Origin of the sequence: Burkholderia sp. Ac-20344 (assembly GCF_017104975.1) — a bacterium.
In the GTDB taxonomy this organism is placed as follows: Bacteria; Pseudomonadota; Gammaproteobacteria; order Burkholderiales; family Burkholderiaceae; genus Burkholderia.
In genome coordinates this window covers 1-17,754 of the sequence record NZ_JAAGPP010000063.1, presented here as the reverse complement: position 1 = coordinate 17,754, position 17,754 = coordinate 1, and the positions used below count along the sequence as shown (strand labels likewise).

Sequence of the window (17,754 nt, the reverse complement as noted above, 5' to 3'; positions counted from 1 at the left end):
ACCTTTCAAGGTCCGCGGTGTAGCATCGCGGCCGATGAAAGCCATTCTCAATCGCGATTTCCTCGCACTCATTCTGAGCGTCGCGGTCGTCGGTCTCGGCACCGGCGCCACGCTGCCGCTCACCGCGCTCGCACTGACCGAGGCCGGACACGGCACCAACGTCGTCGGCATGCTGACGGCCGCGCAGGCCCTCGGCGGCCTCGCGATCGTCCCGTTCGTCACCGCGCTCGCGCGGCACATCGGCTCGCGCCGCGCGATCGTCGTGTCGGTCGTGCTGCTCGCGGCCGCCACCGCGCTGATGCAGTTCACGTCGAACCTGATCCTGTGGGGCGTGCTGCGCGTGCTGTGCGGCGCCGCGCTGATGCTGCTGTTCACGATCGGCGAGGCGTGGGTCAACCAGCTCGCCGACGATTCGACGCGCGGCCGCGTCGTCGCGATCTACGCGACCAATTTCACGCTGTTCCAGATGGCGGGCCCCGTGCTCGTGAGCCAGATCGCCGGCGCGACCAGCATCCGCTTCGCGCTGTGCGGCGCGCTGTTCCTGCTCGCGCTGCCGACGCTCGCGACGATCCGGCGCGCACCGCTCGCCGGCGACGACGCGCATCACGAAGCGCACGGCCGCTGGCTCGACGTGCTGCCGCGCATGCCCGCGCTGATCATCGGCACCGGGTTCTTCGCGCTGTTCGATACGCTCGCGCTGTCGCTGCTGCCGCTCTACGCGATGGATCACGGCGTCGCGAGCGCGACGGCCGTGCTGCTCGCATCGATCATGCTGTTCGGCGATACCGCGATGCAGTTCCCGATCGGCTGGCTCGCAGACAAGCTCGGTCGCGAACGCGTGCACCTCGGCGCAGGCTGGATCGTGCTCGCCGGCCTGCCGCTGCTGCCGCTCGTCATCGCGAATCCGTGGCTGTGCTGGCCGCTGCTGTTCGTGCTCGGCGCGGCGGCCGGCAGCATCTACACGCTGTCGCTCGTCGCATGCGGCGAACGCTTCCGCGGCGCGGCGCTCGTCACCGCGAGCTCGCTCGTATCGGCATCGTGGAGCGCCGCGAGCTTCGGCGGCCCGCTGGTCGCCGGAGCGTTGATGGAGCAACTGGGCAGCAACGCGCTGGTCGGCGTGCTGGTGGCCTGCGTCGCGGCGTTCGTCGCGGCCGCGCTGTGGGAGCGCCGCGCCGCGTTGCAGCGCGCGGTCTGATGCCGGCAGCGCGCGGTCTGATGCCGGCGCGCGAGCACACCGCAGCGCGCCGCCCGGACGACGACGGCGCGAACACACGCCGCCCGGCCACGGATACGCCGGTCACCCTGCAAAAACGACGACGGCCCGCGCAATGCGGGCCGTCGTGCTCATGGTCGCGCGACGTCGCGCGTTACGCCGTCGATGCCGGCAGGATCTTGCCGACACACGTGCCGAAGCCGACGCGATAGCCGTCGCCCTGGCACCATCCGGCGAGCGTGAGCTCGTCGCCGTCCTCGATGAACGCGCGGCTGCCGCCGCCGTTCAGCGCAACCGGCTCCTTGCCGTTCCACGTCAGTTCGAGCAGGCTGCCGAACGAATCCTTGGTCGGCCCGCTGATCGTGCCCGAACCCATCAGGTCGCCGACCCGCGTGTTGCAGCCCGCGACCGTGTGATGCGCGAGCTGTTGCGCCATCGTCCAGTACATGTGCCTGAAGTTCGTGCGGCTGATCGACGTTGCTTCGGCCGCCCCTTCCGCGCGCAGCGTCACTTCGAGCGCGATGTCGAACGCATGCTTGCCGGCGTGCTGCAGGTACGCGAGCGGCTGCGGCGACTGCTCGGGCTGCGCAACGCGGAACGGATCGAGCGCGTCGAGCGTGACGATCCACGGCGAGATCGTCGTCGCGAAGGTCTTCGCGTTGAACGGCCCGAGCGGCACGTATTCCCACTGCTGGATGTCGCGCGCGCTCCAGTCGTTCAGCAGCACCATCCCGAAGATATGCGCTTCCGCGTCCTCACACGCGATCGGCTCGCCGAGCGCATTGCCCCGGCCGACGATGAAGCCCGTCTCCAGTTCGATGTCGAGCTTGCGGCATGCACCGAACACCGGGCGCTCCTGGTCGGGCAGCTTCAACTGCCCGTTCGGGCGCCGCACCGGCGTGCCGCTCACGATCACCGACGACGCGCGGCCGTTGTAGCCGATCGGCATCTCCGACCAGTTCGGCAGCAGGGCATTCTTCGGATCACGGAACATCGAGCCGACGTTGGTCGCATGCTCCTTCGACGAATAGAAATCGGTGTAGCCGGGAATGTCGACCGGCAGATGCAACGTTGCATCACGCTGCGCGACGAGCACTTGTGCACGCAGCGAAGCATCGTCGCGCAACCGCGAGTTGTCGCGCGAGAACAGGTCCGACAGCTGCACGCGCACGCTGCGCCACGCATCGCGGCCGAGCGCGATGAACGCGTTGAGCGTCGGCGCGGCGAACACATCGGCGCCGGCCGGCAGCGTCACGAGACCCGCGCGCACGAGCGCCGCGAGGTCGACGATCTGGTCGCCGAGCGCCGCGCCCGCGCGGCGCGATGCCTGCTTCGCATCGCTGAAGATCCCGAACGGCAGGTTCTGGATCGGGAAATCGCAGGCGGGATCGTTCGCCGTCTCGACCCAGCTCTTGCGGGCCGGGTCGAGCGTCGCGCGCCAGTCTTGGGTATCGCTCATCTTTGCTCCGGATTGAAGTGTTTCCTGATGCCTTGCCAGCATTCGAAGTAGTCGGCCTGCAGCTGCGCGGTGTCGAGCGCGTAGCGCGTCGGCCGGATCAGCGTGCGGGTTTCGAACATGAACGCCATCGTCGCGTCGACCTTGTGCGGCTTCGTCGTGTCGCTCGCGGAGGCCTTCTCGAACGTATCCGCGTCGGGGCCATGGCCCGACATGCAGTTGTGCAGGCTCGCGCCGCCCGGCACGAAGCCTTCGGCCTTCGCGTCGTACGCGCCGTGCACGAGCCCCATGAATTCGCTTGCGACGTTGCGGTGGAACCAGGGCGGGCGGAACGTATCCTCGGCCGCGAGCCAGCGCGGCGGGAAGATCACGAAGTCGATCGTGTCGACGCCCGGCGTGTCGCTCTGCGACTGCAGCACCAGGAAGATCGACGGATCGGGATGGTCGTAGCTGATCGAGCCGATCGTGTTGAACAGGCGCAGGTCGTACTTGACCGGCGCGTAGTTGCCGTGCCACGCGACCACGTCGAGCGGCGAATGACCGATGTCCGCACGCCACAGGCGGCCGTTCAGCTTCGCAATCAGCTCGAACGCCCCTTCGCGGTCTTCGTACGCGGCCTGCGGCGTCAGGAAGTCGCGCGGGTTCGCGAGACCGTTCGAGCCGATCGGGCCGAGGTCCGGCAGGCGCAGTTGCGCGCCGAAGTTTTCGCAGATGTAGCCGCGTGCGTCGCCATCCGGCAGCACGACGGAAAAACGCACGCCGCGCGGGATCACCGCGATCTCGAACGGCTCGACGTCGACCCGGCCGAACTCGGTCGCGATGAACAGGCGCCCCTGCTGCGGCACGATCAGCAGTTCGCCGTCCGCGCTGTAGAAGAAGCGGTCCTGCATCGAGCGGTTCGCCGCGTACAGGTGGATCGCGCAGCCGTTCATCGCGGCGGCCGAGCCGTTGCCGGCCATCGTCACCAGCCCGTCGACGAAATCGGTCGGCTCGACCGGCATCGGCAGCGGATCCCAGCGCAGCTGGTTCGGCGGCGTCGGCGGCACGTCGGCCGAGTCGGCGAATTCCGACACGAGGCGCTGCGTGCCCGCGTACGGTTCGAACGGCCGGTGCACGGCCGCCGGGCGGATGCGGTACAGCCACGAGCGGCGGTTGTGGCCGCGCGGCGCGGTGAACGCGGTGCCCGACAGCTGCTCCGCATACAGCCCGTACGGCACGCGCTGCGGCGAGTTGCGGCCATGCGGCAGCGCGCCGGGCAGTGCCTCGGTCGCGAATTCGTTCGCGAAACCGCTCAGGTAGCCGGCGGTCGCCGGTTTCGACAGGTCAAGCGTCATCGTTTCCTTTCTCCATCAATTCAGGCGGCGTTCGGCGCCTGTGCACCGCTGCGCCGCGTTACGCCGGCAAGCCCGAGGACGAACAGCGCCGAGCACAGCACGGGCACCGCGGCCGCGTGGAACAGCGCACCGTTCGACCAGTTGAGCGCAATCAGCTGTCCGCCGACGAGCGGCCCGAGCACCGAGCCGATCCGGCCGATGCCGAGGCTCCAGCCGATGCCCGTCGAGCGCAGCGACGTCGGGTAATACTGGCCCGCGAGCGCGTTGACGGCCGGCTGCCCGCCGACCACGCAGAACCCACCCGCGAACACGACCACCAGCAGCCACGGCAGCGCATGTGCGACCGAACCGATCAGCCCCACCGACACGGCCGCGCACGCGAAGCACGCGAACAGCACGCGCACGAAGCCGTGGCGTTCGATGAACCAGCCGAGCGACAGCGTGCCGATCACGCCGCCCGTCTGCAGCACCGTGCCGACGATCACGGCCGTGCCCGGCGAATAGCCCGCTTCGCGCATCACGGTCGGCAGCCAGTTCGACAGGAAGTACAGATCGATCAGGTTCATGAAGCTGATCGCCCACAGCAGCAGCGTGACCGGCAGGCGGCCGTGGCTGAACAGCTCGGCGACCGGCGCACCGGTCGCGGCGCGCTCGCGCACGACGAGCCGCGTGTTCGCATCGATGCCGGCCTGCGGCGCGAAGCGCGCAAGCCAGTCGCGCGCCTGCGCGATGCGCCCTTTCAGCACGAGGAACTGCAGCGATTCGGGCAGCCGCGCGACCATCGCGAGCGTCAGCACGAGCGGCACCGCGCCGCCGACGAAGAACACCGAGCGCCAGCCGAGCGCCGGAATCAGCGCGGCGCTGATGAAGCCGCCGAGCGCCGCGCCGAGCGTGAAGCCGCACGACACGATCATCATCCGCTTCACGCGATGCGCGGCCGGGCTGAACTCGCCGACCAGCGCCATCGCGTTCGGCATGATGCAGCCGAGGCCAAGGCCCGTGACGAAGCGCAGCGCCATCAGCACCGGGATCGAACCCGCGAACGGCGTCGCGAGCATCGTCACCGAGAAGAACAGCGTCGAGCCGATCAGCACCGGGCGCCGCCCGATCCGGTCGGCCAGCACCGACAGCCCGAGCGCACCGAGCAGCATCCCGAACAGGCTCGCGCTGAACACGGGCCCAAGCGCCTGCTTCGGCACGCCCCATTCGGCGATCACGCTCGGTGCGACGTAGCCCATCGCCTGCGCATCGAAACCGTCGATCACGAGGCACAGCCCGCACAGCACCAGCAGCATCCAGTGAAAGCCCGGGCGATGGGTCTCGTCGATCACGCGCTCGACTTCGAGCACGCGCGCGTCGGCCGGCGCCGCGCTCATTGCGCCACCTCGGCCGCCGGATGCACGAGCGGCGTCACGCCCTGCCGCGCGAGCGCCATCGCTTCGCGCAGCACGTCGGCGTCGCCGATCTGGTTCGCGAGCAGCAGGATCAGCTTCGCGTTGACGAGCTGGCTGTCGGCATCGGACAGGTCGCGATGCATGTCGATCAGCGCTTCGTAGAACGCGTCCGGGTCAACCAGGCGCGGACGGGTGTCGAGTGAGGGCATGACGGTGTCTCCGGTGTCTTTATCGTATTCAGCGTGCGCAGGTCGCGCGCGCCAGTGCGTCGGCAAGCGCCTGACGGTCGAGCGTGCGCGTGCGGGCACAGACATGCTGGTCGGGGCGCAGCAGGTAGAACGTGCCGGGCTGCGCGTCGTAGCGTTGCGCGGCGAAGCCGTCGACGTCCTCCACGACGTCGACACCCGCGACCGGCCGCGCCTGCCCGGCCGGCACGACGAGCACCGGCCGCACCGGCAGCGCGTGGCCGTCGAGCGCCTGCGCAAGCGCGGCCGCATCGCCCGGCAACCCGAACAGCACGCCGGTGAAGCCGCTGCCCAGATGCTGCAGCAGCCAGCCCGACGCGCCCTGCACACGCACCGGCGCATCGGCCGCCGCGGCACCCGGCCGCATCGCGCCCGCGAAGGCGTCGCCGTTGCTGTCCGGCGTGTTCAGCGGCGAACCGGCCAGCACCGCCGGCACCGACAGGCGGCCGCTGTTCACGAGCTTGCGCGCAAACTCGCAGTCGCGCGCAAGCTTCAGCGTCGCGTCGCGGAACACGCGCGACACCGGGCTCTTCGGCGTGATGAAGTCGGTCGAGCGCGTCGAGTTGCGGATATTCTCGTCGGCCGCGAACTCGCGCTCGCTCGCATACGTATCGAGCAGGCGGTCGGCAGAACGGCCGTCGAGCACGAGCTTCAGCTTCCACGCGAGGTTGTCGGCATCCTGCACGCCGCTGTTCGCGCCGCGCGCGCCGAACGGCGACACGCCGTGTGCGGAATCGCCCGCGAACAGCACGCGGCCGTGCCGGAACGACTCCATCCGTTGGCAGCGGAACGTATAGACGCTCACCCATTCGAGCTCGAACTCGACGTCCGGCCCGAGCAGCGCGCGCACGCGCGGGATCACGCGCTCCGGCTGCTTCTCGGCGACCGGGTCGGCATCCCAGCCGAGCTGGAAGTCGATGCGCCACACGTTGTCGGGCTGGCGATGCAGCAGCACCGACTGATTGGGGTGGAACGGCGGGTCGAACCAGAACCAGCGCTCGGTCGGAAACTCCGCCTTCATCTTCACGTCGGCGATCAGGAAGCGATCCTTGAACGTGCGGCCGTGGCTTTCGAGGCCCATCATCGTGCGCATCGGGCTGCGCGAGCCGTCGGCCGCGATCACGTACTGCGCGCGCAGCGTCGCGACGCCTTCCGGCGTCTCGATCGTCAGCACCGCGTGTTCGGCCGACTGGTCGATGCCCGTCACCTTGTGCTTCCAGCGGATGTCGATGTTCGGCAGTTCGAACGCGCGGTCGGCCAGATAGCCTTCGACGTAGTACTGCTGCAGGTTGATGAACGCGGGGCGCGCATGCCCTTCCTCGGGCAGCAGGTCGAACGCATACAGCTGCTCGTCCTGCAGGAACACCTTGCCGACGTGCCAGCTCACGCCCTTGTCGACGAAGCGCTCGCCGCAGCCGAGCCGGTCGAAGATCTCGAGCGTGCGCTTCGCGAAGCAGATCGCACGCGAGCCGGTCGACAGCGTGTCGTCGTCGTCGAGCAGCACGACGCTCACGCCCTGCTGCGCGAGGTCGATCGCGGCCGCGAGGCCCACCGGGCCCGCGCCGACGACGATCACCGGGTGAACGGTCGTGTCCTGCGCACGCGGACGGTATTCGAACTTCAGCGTCTGGTAATCGATGCTCATGGTCGCCATCCGCGCCTCAACCCTGCCGGGCGCGCGCCGGCACCCCCGTCATCCCGCCTATCGCCTGCCGGCGCGCCGCGCCGCCGTCCCGCGTGCAATTCCTGTCAACCGCCACGTCTCGCTCCTTGCTTCCTGTTGATTCGTGAACGGCGCCGTTTCGCGGCGCCCGCATGCCGCATGTCTTGATCGGCGACAAACCCTGGATTTACGAATAGTAAAACCAATTACGAATAGTGAAAACAACGTAAACCCTAGGTGAAGCTTCCGGGACGGGATAACCATATGAGCGAAACGCCAAGCCGAGCTTGGCCGGCGCTGCTAATATCAAGCTACGAGGCGGCCCGTTCGGCCGCCGTTTTTCCTTCTTACGCCGATGATTCCGCCCACCATTCCCGAGCTGGTCGCCCGTGCCGGGCAACTGCCGTATCTGCGGGATCACCTCGCGCTCGCCGATGGCGGCACCGCAAGCGCGAACCTGCCCGAGCGCACGCTCGGCAGCGCCTACGAACCGATCTACGACGTGACGATGCCGGGCGCACCGCAATCGACGTCGTTCGCCGACGCAATCGAGCGCTACGGCGACGAGCTCGGCTTCCAGGCCGTCACCGTCGTCACGGGCGCGCCGCACGATCCGGTCGACTCGGCCGTCGACGACCAGACGCTCGTCGCGATCGACCGCCTGTCGCGCACGCTGCACGCGATCAACTTCTTTGGCGCACAGCGCCACGGGCTGCTGTTCCTGCGCGTGCACGAACGGCTGCTGAAGAGCGTGAAGTACGACCACGGCAAGCATTTCTCGTCGGTGCTGCAGCGCTTCGGGCTGCCGGCCGAGCGGGTCGTGATCGAGCTGCCGGCGGTCGCGGTCGCGCACAAGACCTTCCTCGGCTACCTGACGCGCAGCTACCAGCACCACGGCTTCAAGGTCGCGGACAAGCTGCCCGACCCGGGCCGCATCCTCGCGGTCGAATCGGACATGGCGCGCCCCGACTACATCAAGATGGATGCGGGTATCGCGTTGCGCGACGGGATGGTCAAGGCGCTCGTCGCGTATGCGCAGCGCGTGCGGATTCCGCTGATCTTCGACGGCGTCGTCGACGAGACGCAGTGCGAACTGCTGCGCCAGCACGACGTGCGGTTCATGCAGGGGCCCGTATTCGCGAAGGTCGTGACGGCGTGAGTGGATGAAGTGGCCGGCACAAGCGGGGCGTCGCACGCTGGATGGGGAATGCGGGTGATGTGACGGGAGGATCGGGCCGCCTGGTGCGACCCGCCGTCCGATGTCCGGCGATTTGTTGCCGGCCTCGTGGAAAGACCGGCTTCCCGGGAGCGTGCGCTCCTCGTTTTCGGCACGGTCAGTGCCGGCGGTTAGCGCTTACGCCCTTCCACCATCGTCGTACTTGGGCAGGCCATCGTCGATCTCGATGCCCGGGAAGCGATCCCCATACCAGACATGCCAGGCCGGGCGCAGCCGCGACGGCTCGTCGAGCGTCGCGTAATTGATCTCGACCGTCTTGGGTGCGTCGCTGAGCCGGTATTCGAGCTGCGCGCCGCACCGGCCGCAGAAGCGCCGCTCGCCCCACGCGCTCGACGCATAGACCGTCGGCTCACCTTGCAGGTATTCGAACGCGTCGATCGGCACCGATGCCGATGCGACGACCGCGGCGCCGGTCGTGCGCTGGCAGAGCCGGCAGTGGCAAAACCCGGCGTCGGCCGGAACGCGGGCGATCCGGTACCGGATCGCGCCGCATGCGCATCCGCCTTCCATCGGTTCTGCGTGAGACATGGCAAGCCTTTTCGTCGGTGAGCTGGCGAACGATCATGCGCGCGGTTCGCCTGCGGCACAACCGGCGGCGATGCTGCGCTCATCCGTTACCGCCCGCCCCGGCGACGGAACCCGTACCGCTCGCCGCCCGGCTCAGGCCGTCTGCCCGAGCCGCTGCGCAAGCGCCTTCAGCTTCGGCCCGACCTGCGTACGGAACACGTCCTCGTCCATCGACGATGCGGGACCGCTGCAGCTCAGGATCAGCCAGCGCCCCTCGCGCGGCTCGCGAAACGGCACGGCCGCCGCGTTGACGTCCATGTGCCACGCCCGGAACGAATAACAGCAACCGCCCGCCGAGAACTCGGCCACCGCGTGTTGCGCGGCGTCGACGAGCGCATCGGCGTCGGCCGCGCCGCCCGCCGCGCGGTGCAGTTCCGCATAGAGCGCGCGGCGCACGTCCTCCGGTTGCACGGCCAGGTACGCGCGCCCCATCGAACTCGTCAGCATCGACAGCCGCGAACCGGGTGCAAGCCCGAGCGTCAGCGCGGTCTCGCTGCGGATCGTCTCCAGATAGATCATGTCGAGCCCGTCGCGGCAGCCGAGCGACACGGCCGCGCCGATGTCGCGCGCGAGCGCCTGCATGTGCGGCCGCGCGAGGTCGATCGTCCCCGAACCCGACAGCAGCGCGTAGCCGAGCGACAGCACGCCGGCGTCGAGCGCATACTTTCCGAGCGTCTCGTCGTAGCGCAGGTAGCCGAGCACGGTCAGCGTATAGGCGAGCCGGTTCACGGTCGCCTTCGGCAGCCCCGTGCGCTCGGCGAAGTCGCGGTTGCCGAGCATCGTCTCGCCGGGCCGGAATGCGCGCAGCAGGTCGAGCCCGCGTGCGAGCGCGACGACGAACTTGCGTTCGTCGATCGTGGTTTCGTCGATGGTTGAAAGTGTCATCTGGTGCTACACTGGGTTCGATTTGCAAAACATTGTTCCGCACAGCGGAACTTCAGTCAAGCAAACTCTCAGGCATGGAATCCGGCTGAATCAGGGACCGACCGCGAAGCATGGGCTCGAGTGAGCACTGAAACGCCAGCTTGGGCCGACCGCGAAGCATGGGACCCGAGTAAGCGCTGAAGCACCAACTCGGGCCGACCGCGAAGCATGGGACCCGAGTAAGCGCTGAAGCGCTAACTCGGGTCGACCGCGAAGCATGGGACCCGAGTAAGCGCTGAAGCGCTAACTCGGGTCGACAGGAGATGAGACGATGAGTGATGCAACTTTTCATTGGGACGATCCGCTGCTGCTCAACCAGCAACTGACCGAAGAAGAGCGGATGGTGCGCGACGCCGCCCAGGCTTACGCGCAGGACAAGCTCGCGCCGCGCGTGACCGAGGCATTCCGCCACGAGCGCACCGACACCGAAATCTTCCGCGAGATGGGCGAAGTCGGCCTGCTCGGCCCGACGATTCCCGAGGAATACGGCGGCCCCGGTCTCAATTACGTGAGCTACGGGCTGATCGCGCGCGAAGTCGAGCGCGTCGACTCGGGCTACCGGTCGATGATGTCCGTGCAGTCGTCGCTCGTGATGGTCCCGATCCACGAATTCGGCTCCGACGCGCAGAAGCAGAAATACCTGCCGAAGCTCGCGACCGGCGAATGGATCGGCTGCTTCGGGCTGACCGAGCCGAACCACGGCTCCGACCCGGGCAGCATGGTCACCCGCGCGAAGAAGGTGCCCGGCGGCTACTCGCTATCCGGCGCGAAGATGTGGATCACGAACTCGCCGATCGCCGACGTGTTCGTCGTGTGGGCAAAGCTGGAAGAAAACGGCAAGGACGCGATCCGCGGCTTCATCCTCGAGAAAGGCTGGAAGGGCCTGTCGGCGCCCGCGATCCACGGCAAGGTCGGGCTGCGCGCATCGATCACCGGCGAGATCGTCCTCGACGAGGTGTTCGTCCCCGAAGAGAACCTGATGCCGAACGTGAGCGGCCTGCGCGGCCCGTTCACGTGCCTGAACTCCGCACGCTACGGGATCGCATGGGGCGCACTCGGCGCCGCCGAGTCGTGCTGGCACACCGCGCGCCAGTACGTGCTCGACCGCCAGCAGTTCGGCCGGCCGCTCGCCGCGAACCAGTTGATCCAGAAGAAACTCGCCGACATGCAGACCGAAATCACGCTCGGCCTCCAAGGCGTGCTGCGCCTCGGCCGGATGAAGGATGAAGGCACGGCGGCCGTCGAGATCACGTCGATCATGAAGCGCAACTCGTGCGGCAAGGCACTCGACATCGCACGGCTCGCGCGCGACATGCTCGGCGGCAACGGCATCTCCGACGAATTCGGCGTCGCCCGCCACCTCGTGAACCTCGAAGTGGTCAACACGTACGAAGGCACGCACGACATCCACGCGCTGATCCTCGGCCGCGCGCAGACGGGCATCCAGGCGTTCTTCTGATCGTCCGGATGCGGCGCGCGCGGCAGCCAGGCCGCGCTGCGCACGCGCAAATGACACGGCCCGCCCGGCATGACTGCCGGGCGGGCCGTTTTTCATCGAGTCCGCGCACCGGGCCGCCGGCCCGGTATCGCGCTCACGCTCAGCCGATGCTTACTTGTTCGGCTGCGGCGTCAGGCGCAGATACGGACGCACCGCGTTGAAACCCTTCGGGAAACGCTTCTTCAGCTCTTCCGGATCCTGCAGCGACGGCACGATCACGACGTCGTCGCCATCCTTCCAGTTGCCGGGCGTCGCAACCTTGTAGTTGTCGGTCAGCTGCAGCGAGTCGATCACGCGCAACACTTCGTCAAAGTTGCGCCCCGTGCTGGCCGGGTACGTGATGGTGAGCCGCACCTTCTTGTTCGGGTCGATCACGAACAGCGAACGCACCGTCAGCGTTTCGTTCGCGTTCGGGTGAATCATGTCGTACAGCTGCGAAACCTTGCGGTCGGCGTCGGCGATGATCGGGAAACCGACGACCGTCGACTGCGTTTCGTTGATGTCGTTGATCCAGCCCTTGTGCGATTCGACACCGTCGACCGACAGCGCGATCACCTTCACGTTGCGCTTTTCGAATTCACCCTTCAGCTTCGAGGTCAGCCCGAGCTCGGTCGTGCACACCGGCGTGTAGTCGGCCGGGTGCGAGAACAGGACACCCCAGCCGTCGCCCAGCCACTCGTGAAACTTGATCGGGCCCAGGCTCGATTCCTGCTCGAAATCCGGTGCGATATCGCCAAGACGCAGACTCATGATGTTCCCTCCTCGAACGGTGCTGGTTGAAACCGCGCCCGGGTCGGCGCGGGAAAGTCTGTCAGCTTACGGGAAGCAATGGGGCGTGCGAACGATTATTCCGTTTGATATTCATACTTTTTTGTCATTTTTGCCCGGTGTCGGTGCAGGACGTGCGGCCACACGGGAAACTTTTCACGCCGTTTGCCGCTCTGTTGATGATTACAAATCGTTTACCATGCGATCTTGCACGGCCGTCGTGTGTCTTCCCGGCTCGCCAGCAGGCAGGCGTTTCGCTACGATGTGAACCTGCAGCATGACAGCACGAAGGGAGTTGCAATGTCGGAAATCAACAAGGAGAAACTGATGTCGGATATCAAAACCGTTCTCTCGGACGCCGAAGACCTGCTCAAGCAAGCGGCGAGCAGCACGGGCGACCGTGCGGCCGAGCTGCGCGAGAAAGCCATGTCGCGCCTGAAGCAGGCCAAGGAAAAGGCGGCCGACGTCCAGGTCGTGGTGGTCGAGAAAGGCAAGAAGGCCGCACGCGCGACCGACGATTACGTGCACGAGCATCCGTGGACGTCGATCGGCGTCGCCGCCGGCGTCGGCGTGCTGATCGGCCTGCTGATCAACCGCAAGTAACGCGCTCTGCGCCGTTTCGTCCCGTTGGCCGCGTCGCGCGGCCTGCGGGCGTCGAAGCCAGCCGGCGGTTTCCGCCGGCCGGCTTTGTCCTAGCTGCACACTGCACGCGCACGCACCTCACCCATGACGACAGACACCACCTCGCAGCCGTCCGGCCAAGGACCGCTGCGCCGCCTCGTCGGCTCCGCGATCGGACTGCTGCAAACGCGCCTCGAACTGGTAGGCATCGAACTCGCCGAGGAGAAGGAGCGCCTGATGGGCGTGCTGTTCCTCGGGCTCGCCGCAATGATGCTCGCGACGATGGCACTCATCAGCCTGACCGTACTCGTCGCGATCGCGTTCTGGGATACCTACCGCTGGCAGTCGCTCGCGGCGATCACCGCGCTGTATGCCGCAGGCGGTATCGCGTGCGCACTGAAGGCCCGCTCGGGCCTGCGCGATGCGCCGACCGTATTCGAGGCGACGCTCGCCGAACTCGAGAAAGACCGCGAACTGTTCCGCGGCAAGCCGTGAACGCAGTCGCGCTCACCCCTCCCACCTACTTCGCCGACGCGCCATGAGCCAGAACATCACGGGCAATTCACCCCGCTCCCATTCGTCGCGATCGAACTGGAGCGCGTCGCAGCATCGCGCGCTCCGCAAGGAACTGCTGATCCTGCGATCCGAAGTCGAGCGGCTCGAACTCGCGGAAGCCGCCGGCGAAATGCGCCAGGCCGTCACGCGCTTCAGCTGGCTCAAGGTGTTCATCCCCGGCCTGTCCAGCAACAAGTTCAGCCAGTCCGCCAGGAACCTGAACGCGAGCCTCGGCCAGCTCGTCAACCAGTATCCGATGCTGAGTTCGCTCGCGTCGCTCGTGCTCGCCAAACCCGTTCGCTCGCTGCTGCGTGCGAGCGCCGGGCCCGCGCTGAAGTGGGGCACCCTCGGTTTCGCCGCATGGGAGGTCTACCGGATCTGGAAGCAGTCCCGCGACGAGCGCGGACTCGACACGCACGACGACTGACCGCCGGCATCCCGCGCGCACGGCCATGCGCCGTGGCGCGCCTTCCCGACGAACTCAACGCACGCCCCAGCACGCCGCGACCTGTTCAACGGCGCCATCACTCCGCACATTGCCTTTCGTCCCGTCCGAGCGCAGCGTGAATGCACCGCAGGCATCGTCGCGCATCGGGCTCGCGTCGAGCGGCGTTGCGTCCAGTTCATAGTTCACCGGCGAACCGTCGCCGTCCGGCCGCCTGAGCGCCAATCGATAGACCGCGCGCCCGTCCGGCGGCGCTTGCGTGAGCGCCGTCGGCAATGCCGAAGGCGGCACACCGTCCAATGTTTCGAGATACTGGGCCGCACGGTACAGCGCGGCGACCGCCGACGCGCGATGAACGCGCACGACATGCTCGCGATACGACGGGATGCCCCATCCGGCCAGCACCGCGACGATCGCGAGCACGATCATCAGCTCGATCAGCGTGAATCCCGCCGGGCGAGACATGGACACGCGACCGTTCATCGCAGCACCGCCGCGACGCGACGCCAGTGCAAGGCGACGATGTGTCCGTCGCGGATCGCGACCTGATGCTGCAGCCAGACGGCGCTCGATGCATGCGCACCGACGCCACGTGCGGTAACGACGTAAGCGCGGGCGCCGTCCGGCCCGGCCCCGCGCCACGCTTCGATCAGGCATCGCGGCGGTTGCGCGGCCATTGGCCATCCGGCGAACGGCGCGAATGCCTCGGCGGCTGCCAGCGCCGGCATGCGCCGCCACGCGTCGGGCTCCGCGTGCGACTCGCCTTCGCTCACATAAGGCGCCGAGCCTCTACGCAATCGCGCGGTGCACGCAGCAAGCGCGGCATCGGCCGCGTGGAATGCGACCAGCCGATCGGACAACGCGCGCGTGCGGCGCGATTCCGTCAGCGCGGCTTCGAACCACGTGCCCGTCAGCGCCGCGACCGCCGCGCCAACGGCGATCACCGCGGGCAGTGCGAAGCCCGCGTCGCGACGCCAATCACGGCTGGCTGACCGCAAGCGTATGTGCGGCGCTCGCCGGCTCGTTGCCCGGGCTTCCGCACCCGCAGCCGGCCGCAGCGCGTCGCCGTGTGTCGCGATACGCTCATGCGTGTTGCCCGCCGCGACGCATCGCGACCGCTCCCGCGTGTACTGCTCCGCTCCGTTCATCGCAGCCCCTCGCGTTCATCCGTTGCATCGCGCGACGTATCGCCGAATGCGCGCGCGGAATTCCTCAACGCGACGATGCGATCGAGCGTCAGACGCGCGCGGCCGTCTGGCGCAACGACAGTGCGGCCGTCGCAGTCGACGTGCCGCGCCGGCTCGCCCGTCGGTTCGCCCCGCGCCCGCACGCACACATGCACGGCCACGACATCGCGCCAGTCGTCGCCGCGCATTGCACCGGCATCGACGAACGGCATGCCGCCGCGACGAAGATAGCGCACCCGCAACTGATCGATTCCCGACACGACCGGCTGTGGCGTGCCCGGACGGCCGTTTCCTTCGCAATACAGTTCGGGCTCGCCCGTCGACGGACTGGTGTGCACATCGAAGCGGTTCTCCACCGGCGCACGTTCGCCCGACACGCCGACACCCTGCCCAAGGCAATCCGACACCTGGCCGCTCACGGTGAACCACGTCGACACGGCATCGCCGACATACCGGATCAGCAACGCGTCCGACGCAGCGCGCACGGGCTCGCACCGTACCTGCGCGCCATTCCCCCTCACACGCGCCGTCGAACAACCGAACACAGGCGGCAATGACGGCACCCGCTCCGCATCGAGCGGCCGGAATCCTGCCATCTGGATCTGCTGGCCGATCAGCATCAGTGCAGTACCGGCCGCATCGCGCATCCGGAACCCGTCGTCCGCACGCCACTGTGCGACGCGCTGCGCGTGGTACAGCGCACCGGCCGCCACGAGCACGAGCAGACCGACGGTCATCGCAATCAACACTTCAAGCAGCGTATGCGCGCGCATGCGGCGATCAGCGTTCATCGGCGTCGGTCTCCCGATATGGAATCCGGACGCACGACGGCGGCTGCGCCGAGCTGCCCGCCGCTTCGCATCGCGGCCCGGTAGCCGCAATGCCGCCGCGCCAGCCGACAACCGCGTAGCGGACGCCACCCGGCCCGTCACCGCGCGTCATCGCACCGCCGGGCCGCGACGCCGCGGCCCGCGCCGCGAGGCCATCGTCAGCCTCCGCGGCGACGTGCAAGCGCTCGATACGCGCATCGGCCAGCCACAGCGCGCGTTCGCGCCAGATCGTCGCGCGCTGCGCACGCGCCATCGCAAGCTGGCTACCCGCCACGGCCAGCATCACGGCCGCGAGCAGCGCAACGGCCAGCATCGCTTCGATCAGCGACGTGCCGCGCATTGCGTTGCGCATCGCGCTCACGCTGCCTCGCAGCGGCCGGCGACAACCCGCGCCCGGCCGCCTGCCGCGATCCGCACGCAACGCGAGGCACGCGCGTCGTCAGCCCCCGGCACGTCGCGTCGCGGACGCAATTCGAAACGCCGGATGCCACCGATTGCCTGACCGACCGGCGGTGCGAATGCGAGATCGTGCGCGGCCCCCGTGACGGCCACTTCGGCATCGCGCGGATAACGACGCAGCACGCGCGAGCGCCCATCGACCTGCCCGCTGACGATCCAGTCGCACGACCATTCGGCCGGATCGCATCGCTCACCGGCACGCAGACACGTGCCGCCGCTCGCGGCCCGGCACAGCGTGACGCGCACGCCGAGACGCGTCGCCTCGGTACGTGCAAACGACAGCGCACCGAGCAACGCGCGCGAGCGTGCGTCCACGCGTTCGCGCATGCGCCACTGGTCGAACGCCGGCGCCGCATAGAGCGCGAGCCCGGCCGCCAGCGAGATGGCGACCATCAGCTCGACGAGCGTGAACCCGCCCGAGCGTCGCAACACATTTTTCAGGGGTTGAGCGTGCAGTCCCATCGCAGCCGTCCTTCGCCAAGGTGATGCGACGACTGTAGCGATGCGTGCGGACGCACGCCATTTGCCGAATGGCCGACTGGCGGCATGCGATCGCGACCGACACAATCGGCGCGAACTGACCCAACGGAGAAGACGATGAACGGACGCAGCGCGTCAGCGCTTACGCGGAGTCTTGGCGGGAGAGGCGCGACGGAACTCTTCGATCACGTCGGCAAATTCGGAAACGTCCTCGAACTGGCGATACACCGATGCGAAGCGGACATAAGCGATCGTATCGAGGCCGCGCAACTCGTTCATCACGAGTTCGCCGAGCTTCTCGCTACGCACTTCGCGCTCGCCAGTCGCGAGCAGTTGATACTCGATGCGAGCGACCGCCGCATCGATCGCGTCGGCAGCAACCGGCCGCTTGCGCAGCGCGAGTTGCATGCTGGCGACGATCTTGCGACGGTCGAATTCCGTGCGGCTGCCGTCCTTCTTCACGACGAACGGCAGGGACAGCTCGACCCGCTCGTACGTCGTGAAGCGCTTGTCGCAAGCCGAGCAGCGACGGCGCCGCCGGATCGCGGCGCCATCTTCGGACACGCGCGAGTCCACGACCTGCGTGTCGTCGTGCCGGCAGAACGGGCAGCGCATCGTCGATCAGCGATAGACCGGGAAACGCTTGGTCAGCTCGGCGACCTGCGCGCGCACACGCTCGATCGTCGCTGCATCTTCCGGGTTGTCCAGCACGTCCGCGATCAGGTTGCCCACCTGTTCCGCTTCCGCCGGACCGAAGCCGCGCGTCGTCATCGCCGGCGAGCCCAGGCGCACGCCGCTCGTCACGAACGGCTTTTCCGGATCGTTCGGAATCGCGTTCTTGTTCACCGTGATGTGCGCAGCACCCAGCGCCGCTTCCG

The 17,754-nt window shown here is 67.9% G+C and carries 20 protein-coding genes and 1 pseudogene; 6 read left to right on the top strand and 15 right to left on the bottom strand.

What is annotated here, in order from left to right; all coding sequences use genetic code 11:
* The first annotated feature begins 34 nt into the window (after positions 1–34).
* Complete coding sequence (locus tag G3N64_RS20220; RefSeq protein WP_205785512.1) at positions 35–1,195, top strand: MFS transporter; 1,161 nt, start codon at positions 35–37, stop codon at positions 1,193–1,195.
* Positions 1,196–1,367: 172 nt separating this feature from the next.
* Here G3N64_RS20220 and fahA read toward each other — a convergent pair whose 3' ends face one another.
* The 5 genes from fahA to G3N64_RS20195 are packed head-to-tail and all read right to left on the bottom strand — an operon-like array spanning position 1,368 to position 7,296.
* Positions 1,368–2,672 carry a fumarylacetoacetase gene (gene fahA / locus G3N64_RS20215; RefSeq protein ID WP_205785511.1) on the bottom strand — a complete coding sequence of 435 codons (1,305 nt, stop codon included), beginning with the start codon at positions 2,670–2,672 and terminating at the stop codon, positions 1,368–1,370.
* Entirely contained in the window at positions 2,669–4,003 is a 1,335-nt protein-coding gene (hmgA, locus tag G3N64_RS20210) for a homogentisate 1,2-dioxygenase (protein ID WP_205785510.1), read from the bottom strand. Before hmgA ends, fahA begins: the two co-directional genes overlap by 4 nt.
* Before the next feature lie 20 nt (positions 4,004–4,023).
* Entirely contained in the window at positions 4,024–5,379 is a 1,356-nt protein-coding gene (locus G3N64_RS20205; RefSeq protein WP_205785509.1) for an MFS transporter, read from the bottom strand.
* Positions 5,376–5,606 (bottom strand): DUF2783 domain-containing protein, encoded by a 231-nt coding sequence (locus G3N64_RS20200; RefSeq protein ID WP_205785508.1) that lies wholly within the window; start codon positions 5,604–5,606, stop codon positions 5,376–5,378. Before G3N64_RS20200 ends, G3N64_RS20205 begins: the two co-directional genes overlap by 4 nt.
* A gap of 28 nt (positions 5,607–5,634) precedes the next feature.
* A complete protein-coding gene (locus G3N64_RS20195) occupies positions 5,635–7,296 on the bottom strand; it encodes an FAD-dependent oxidoreductase (RefSeq protein ID WP_205785507.1) in 1,662 nt (553 codons plus the stop codon).
* A 364-nt stretch (positions 7,297–7,660) separates the two neighbouring features.
* On the opposite strand from G3N64_RS20195, the gene G3N64_RS20190 reads away from it, so the two are divergent.
* Positions 7,661–8,464 (top strand): EAL domain-containing protein, encoded by an 804-nt coding sequence (locus G3N64_RS20190; RefSeq protein ID WP_205785506.1) that lies wholly within the window; start codon positions 7,661–7,663, stop codon positions 8,462–8,464.
* Positions 8,465–8,659: 195 nt separating this feature from the next.
* Here the strand turns inward: G3N64_RS20190 and G3N64_RS20185 are convergent, their stop codons facing one another.
* Together G3N64_RS20185 and G3N64_RS20180 are read right to left on the bottom strand one after the other, a co-directional pair.
* Positions 8,660–9,070 carry a GFA family protein gene (locus G3N64_RS20185; RefSeq protein ID WP_205785505.1) on the bottom strand — a complete coding sequence of 137 codons (411 nt, stop codon included), beginning with the start codon at positions 9,068–9,070 and terminating at the stop codon, positions 8,660–8,662.
* 132 nt (positions 9,071–9,202) lie between these two features.
* Complete coding sequence (locus G3N64_RS20180; protein WP_205785504.1) at positions 9,203–9,994, bottom strand: IclR family transcriptional regulator; 792 nt, start codon at positions 9,992–9,994, stop codon at positions 9,203–9,205.
* 310 nt (positions 9,995–10,304) lie between these two features.
* Between G3N64_RS20180 and G3N64_RS20175 the strand changes: the two genes are divergently transcribed.
* Complete coding sequence (locus G3N64_RS20175) at positions 10,305–11,492, top strand: acyl-CoA dehydrogenase (RefSeq protein ID WP_205785503.1); 1,188 nt, start codon at positions 10,305–10,307, stop codon at positions 11,490–11,492.
* A 150-nt stretch (positions 11,493–11,642) separates the two neighbouring features.
* Here the strand turns inward: G3N64_RS20175 and G3N64_RS20170 are convergent, their stop codons facing one another.
* Positions 11,643–12,281, bottom strand: coding sequence for a peroxiredoxin (locus tag G3N64_RS20170; protein ID WP_011351087.1), 639 nt, complete (start codon positions 12,279–12,281; stop codon positions 11,643–11,645).
* Positions 12,282–12,599: 318 nt separating this feature from the next.
* Between G3N64_RS20170 and G3N64_RS20165 the strand changes: the two genes are divergently transcribed.
* The 3 genes from G3N64_RS20165 (at position 12,600) to G3N64_RS20155 (ending at position 13,902) form a co-directional block, all read left to right on the top strand.
* Complete coding sequence (locus tag G3N64_RS20165) at positions 12,600–12,902, top strand: YqjD family protein (protein WP_006494044.1); 303 nt, start codon at positions 12,600–12,602, stop codon at positions 12,900–12,902.
* A 123-nt stretch (positions 12,903–13,025) separates the two neighbouring features.
* The gene (locus tag G3N64_RS20160; RefSeq protein ID WP_021157159.1) at positions 13,026–13,415 is read left to right on the top strand and encodes a phage holin family protein; all 390 of its coding nucleotides are present in this window, start codon (positions 13,026–13,028) and stop codon (positions 13,413–13,415) included.
* 43 nt (positions 13,416–13,458) lie between these two features.
* Positions 13,459–13,902, top strand: a complete 444-nt coding sequence (locus tag G3N64_RS20155) for a DUF3318 domain-containing protein (RefSeq protein ID WP_205785502.1) — start codon at positions 13,459–13,461, stop codon at positions 13,900–13,902.
* Between the two features lie 54 nt (positions 13,903–13,956).
* Here the strand turns inward: G3N64_RS20155 and G3N64_RS20150 are convergent, their stop codons facing one another.
* The 7 genes and pseudogenes from G3N64_RS20150 to glyA all read right to left on the bottom strand — a co-directional run.
* Positions 13,957–14,385 carry a type IV pilin protein gene (locus G3N64_RS20150; RefSeq protein ID WP_241021117.1) on the bottom strand — a complete coding sequence of 143 codons (429 nt, stop codon included), beginning with the start codon at positions 14,383–14,385 and terminating at the stop codon, positions 13,957–13,959.
* Between the two features lie 14 nt (positions 14,386–14,399).
* Entirely contained in the window at positions 14,400–14,861 is a 462-nt protein-coding gene (locus G3N64_RS20145; RefSeq protein ID WP_346778828.1) for a hypothetical protein, read from the bottom strand.
* Positions 14,862–15,064: 203 nt separating this feature from the next.
* On the bottom strand, positions 15,065–15,898 hold the full coding sequence (locus G3N64_RS20140) for a PilW family protein (protein ID WP_205785499.1): 834 nt from the start codon (positions 15,896–15,898) through the stop codon (positions 15,065–15,067).
* Entirely contained in the window at positions 15,888–16,289 is a 402-nt protein-coding gene (locus G3N64_RS20135) for a hypothetical protein (RefSeq protein ID WP_241021116.1), read from the bottom strand. Before G3N64_RS20135 ends, G3N64_RS20140 begins: the two co-directional genes overlap by 11 nt.
* 5 nt (positions 16,290–16,294) lie before the next feature.
* A complete protein-coding gene (locus G3N64_RS20130) occupies positions 16,295–16,858 on the bottom strand; it encodes a GspH/FimT family pseudopilin (protein ID WP_205785498.1) in 564 nt (187 codons plus the stop codon).
* A gap of 153 nt (positions 16,859–17,011) precedes the next feature.
* The gene (nrdR, locus tag G3N64_RS20125) at positions 17,012–17,491 is read right to left on the bottom strand and encodes a transcriptional regulator NrdR (protein WP_050011738.1); all 480 of its coding nucleotides are present in this window, start codon (positions 17,489–17,491) and stop codon (positions 17,012–17,014) included.
* A 6-nt stretch (positions 17,492–17,497) separates the two neighbouring features.
* Positions 17,498–17,754: pseudogene (gene glyA / locus G3N64_RS20120) on the bottom strand (serine hydroxymethyltransferase); the annotation flags it as partial.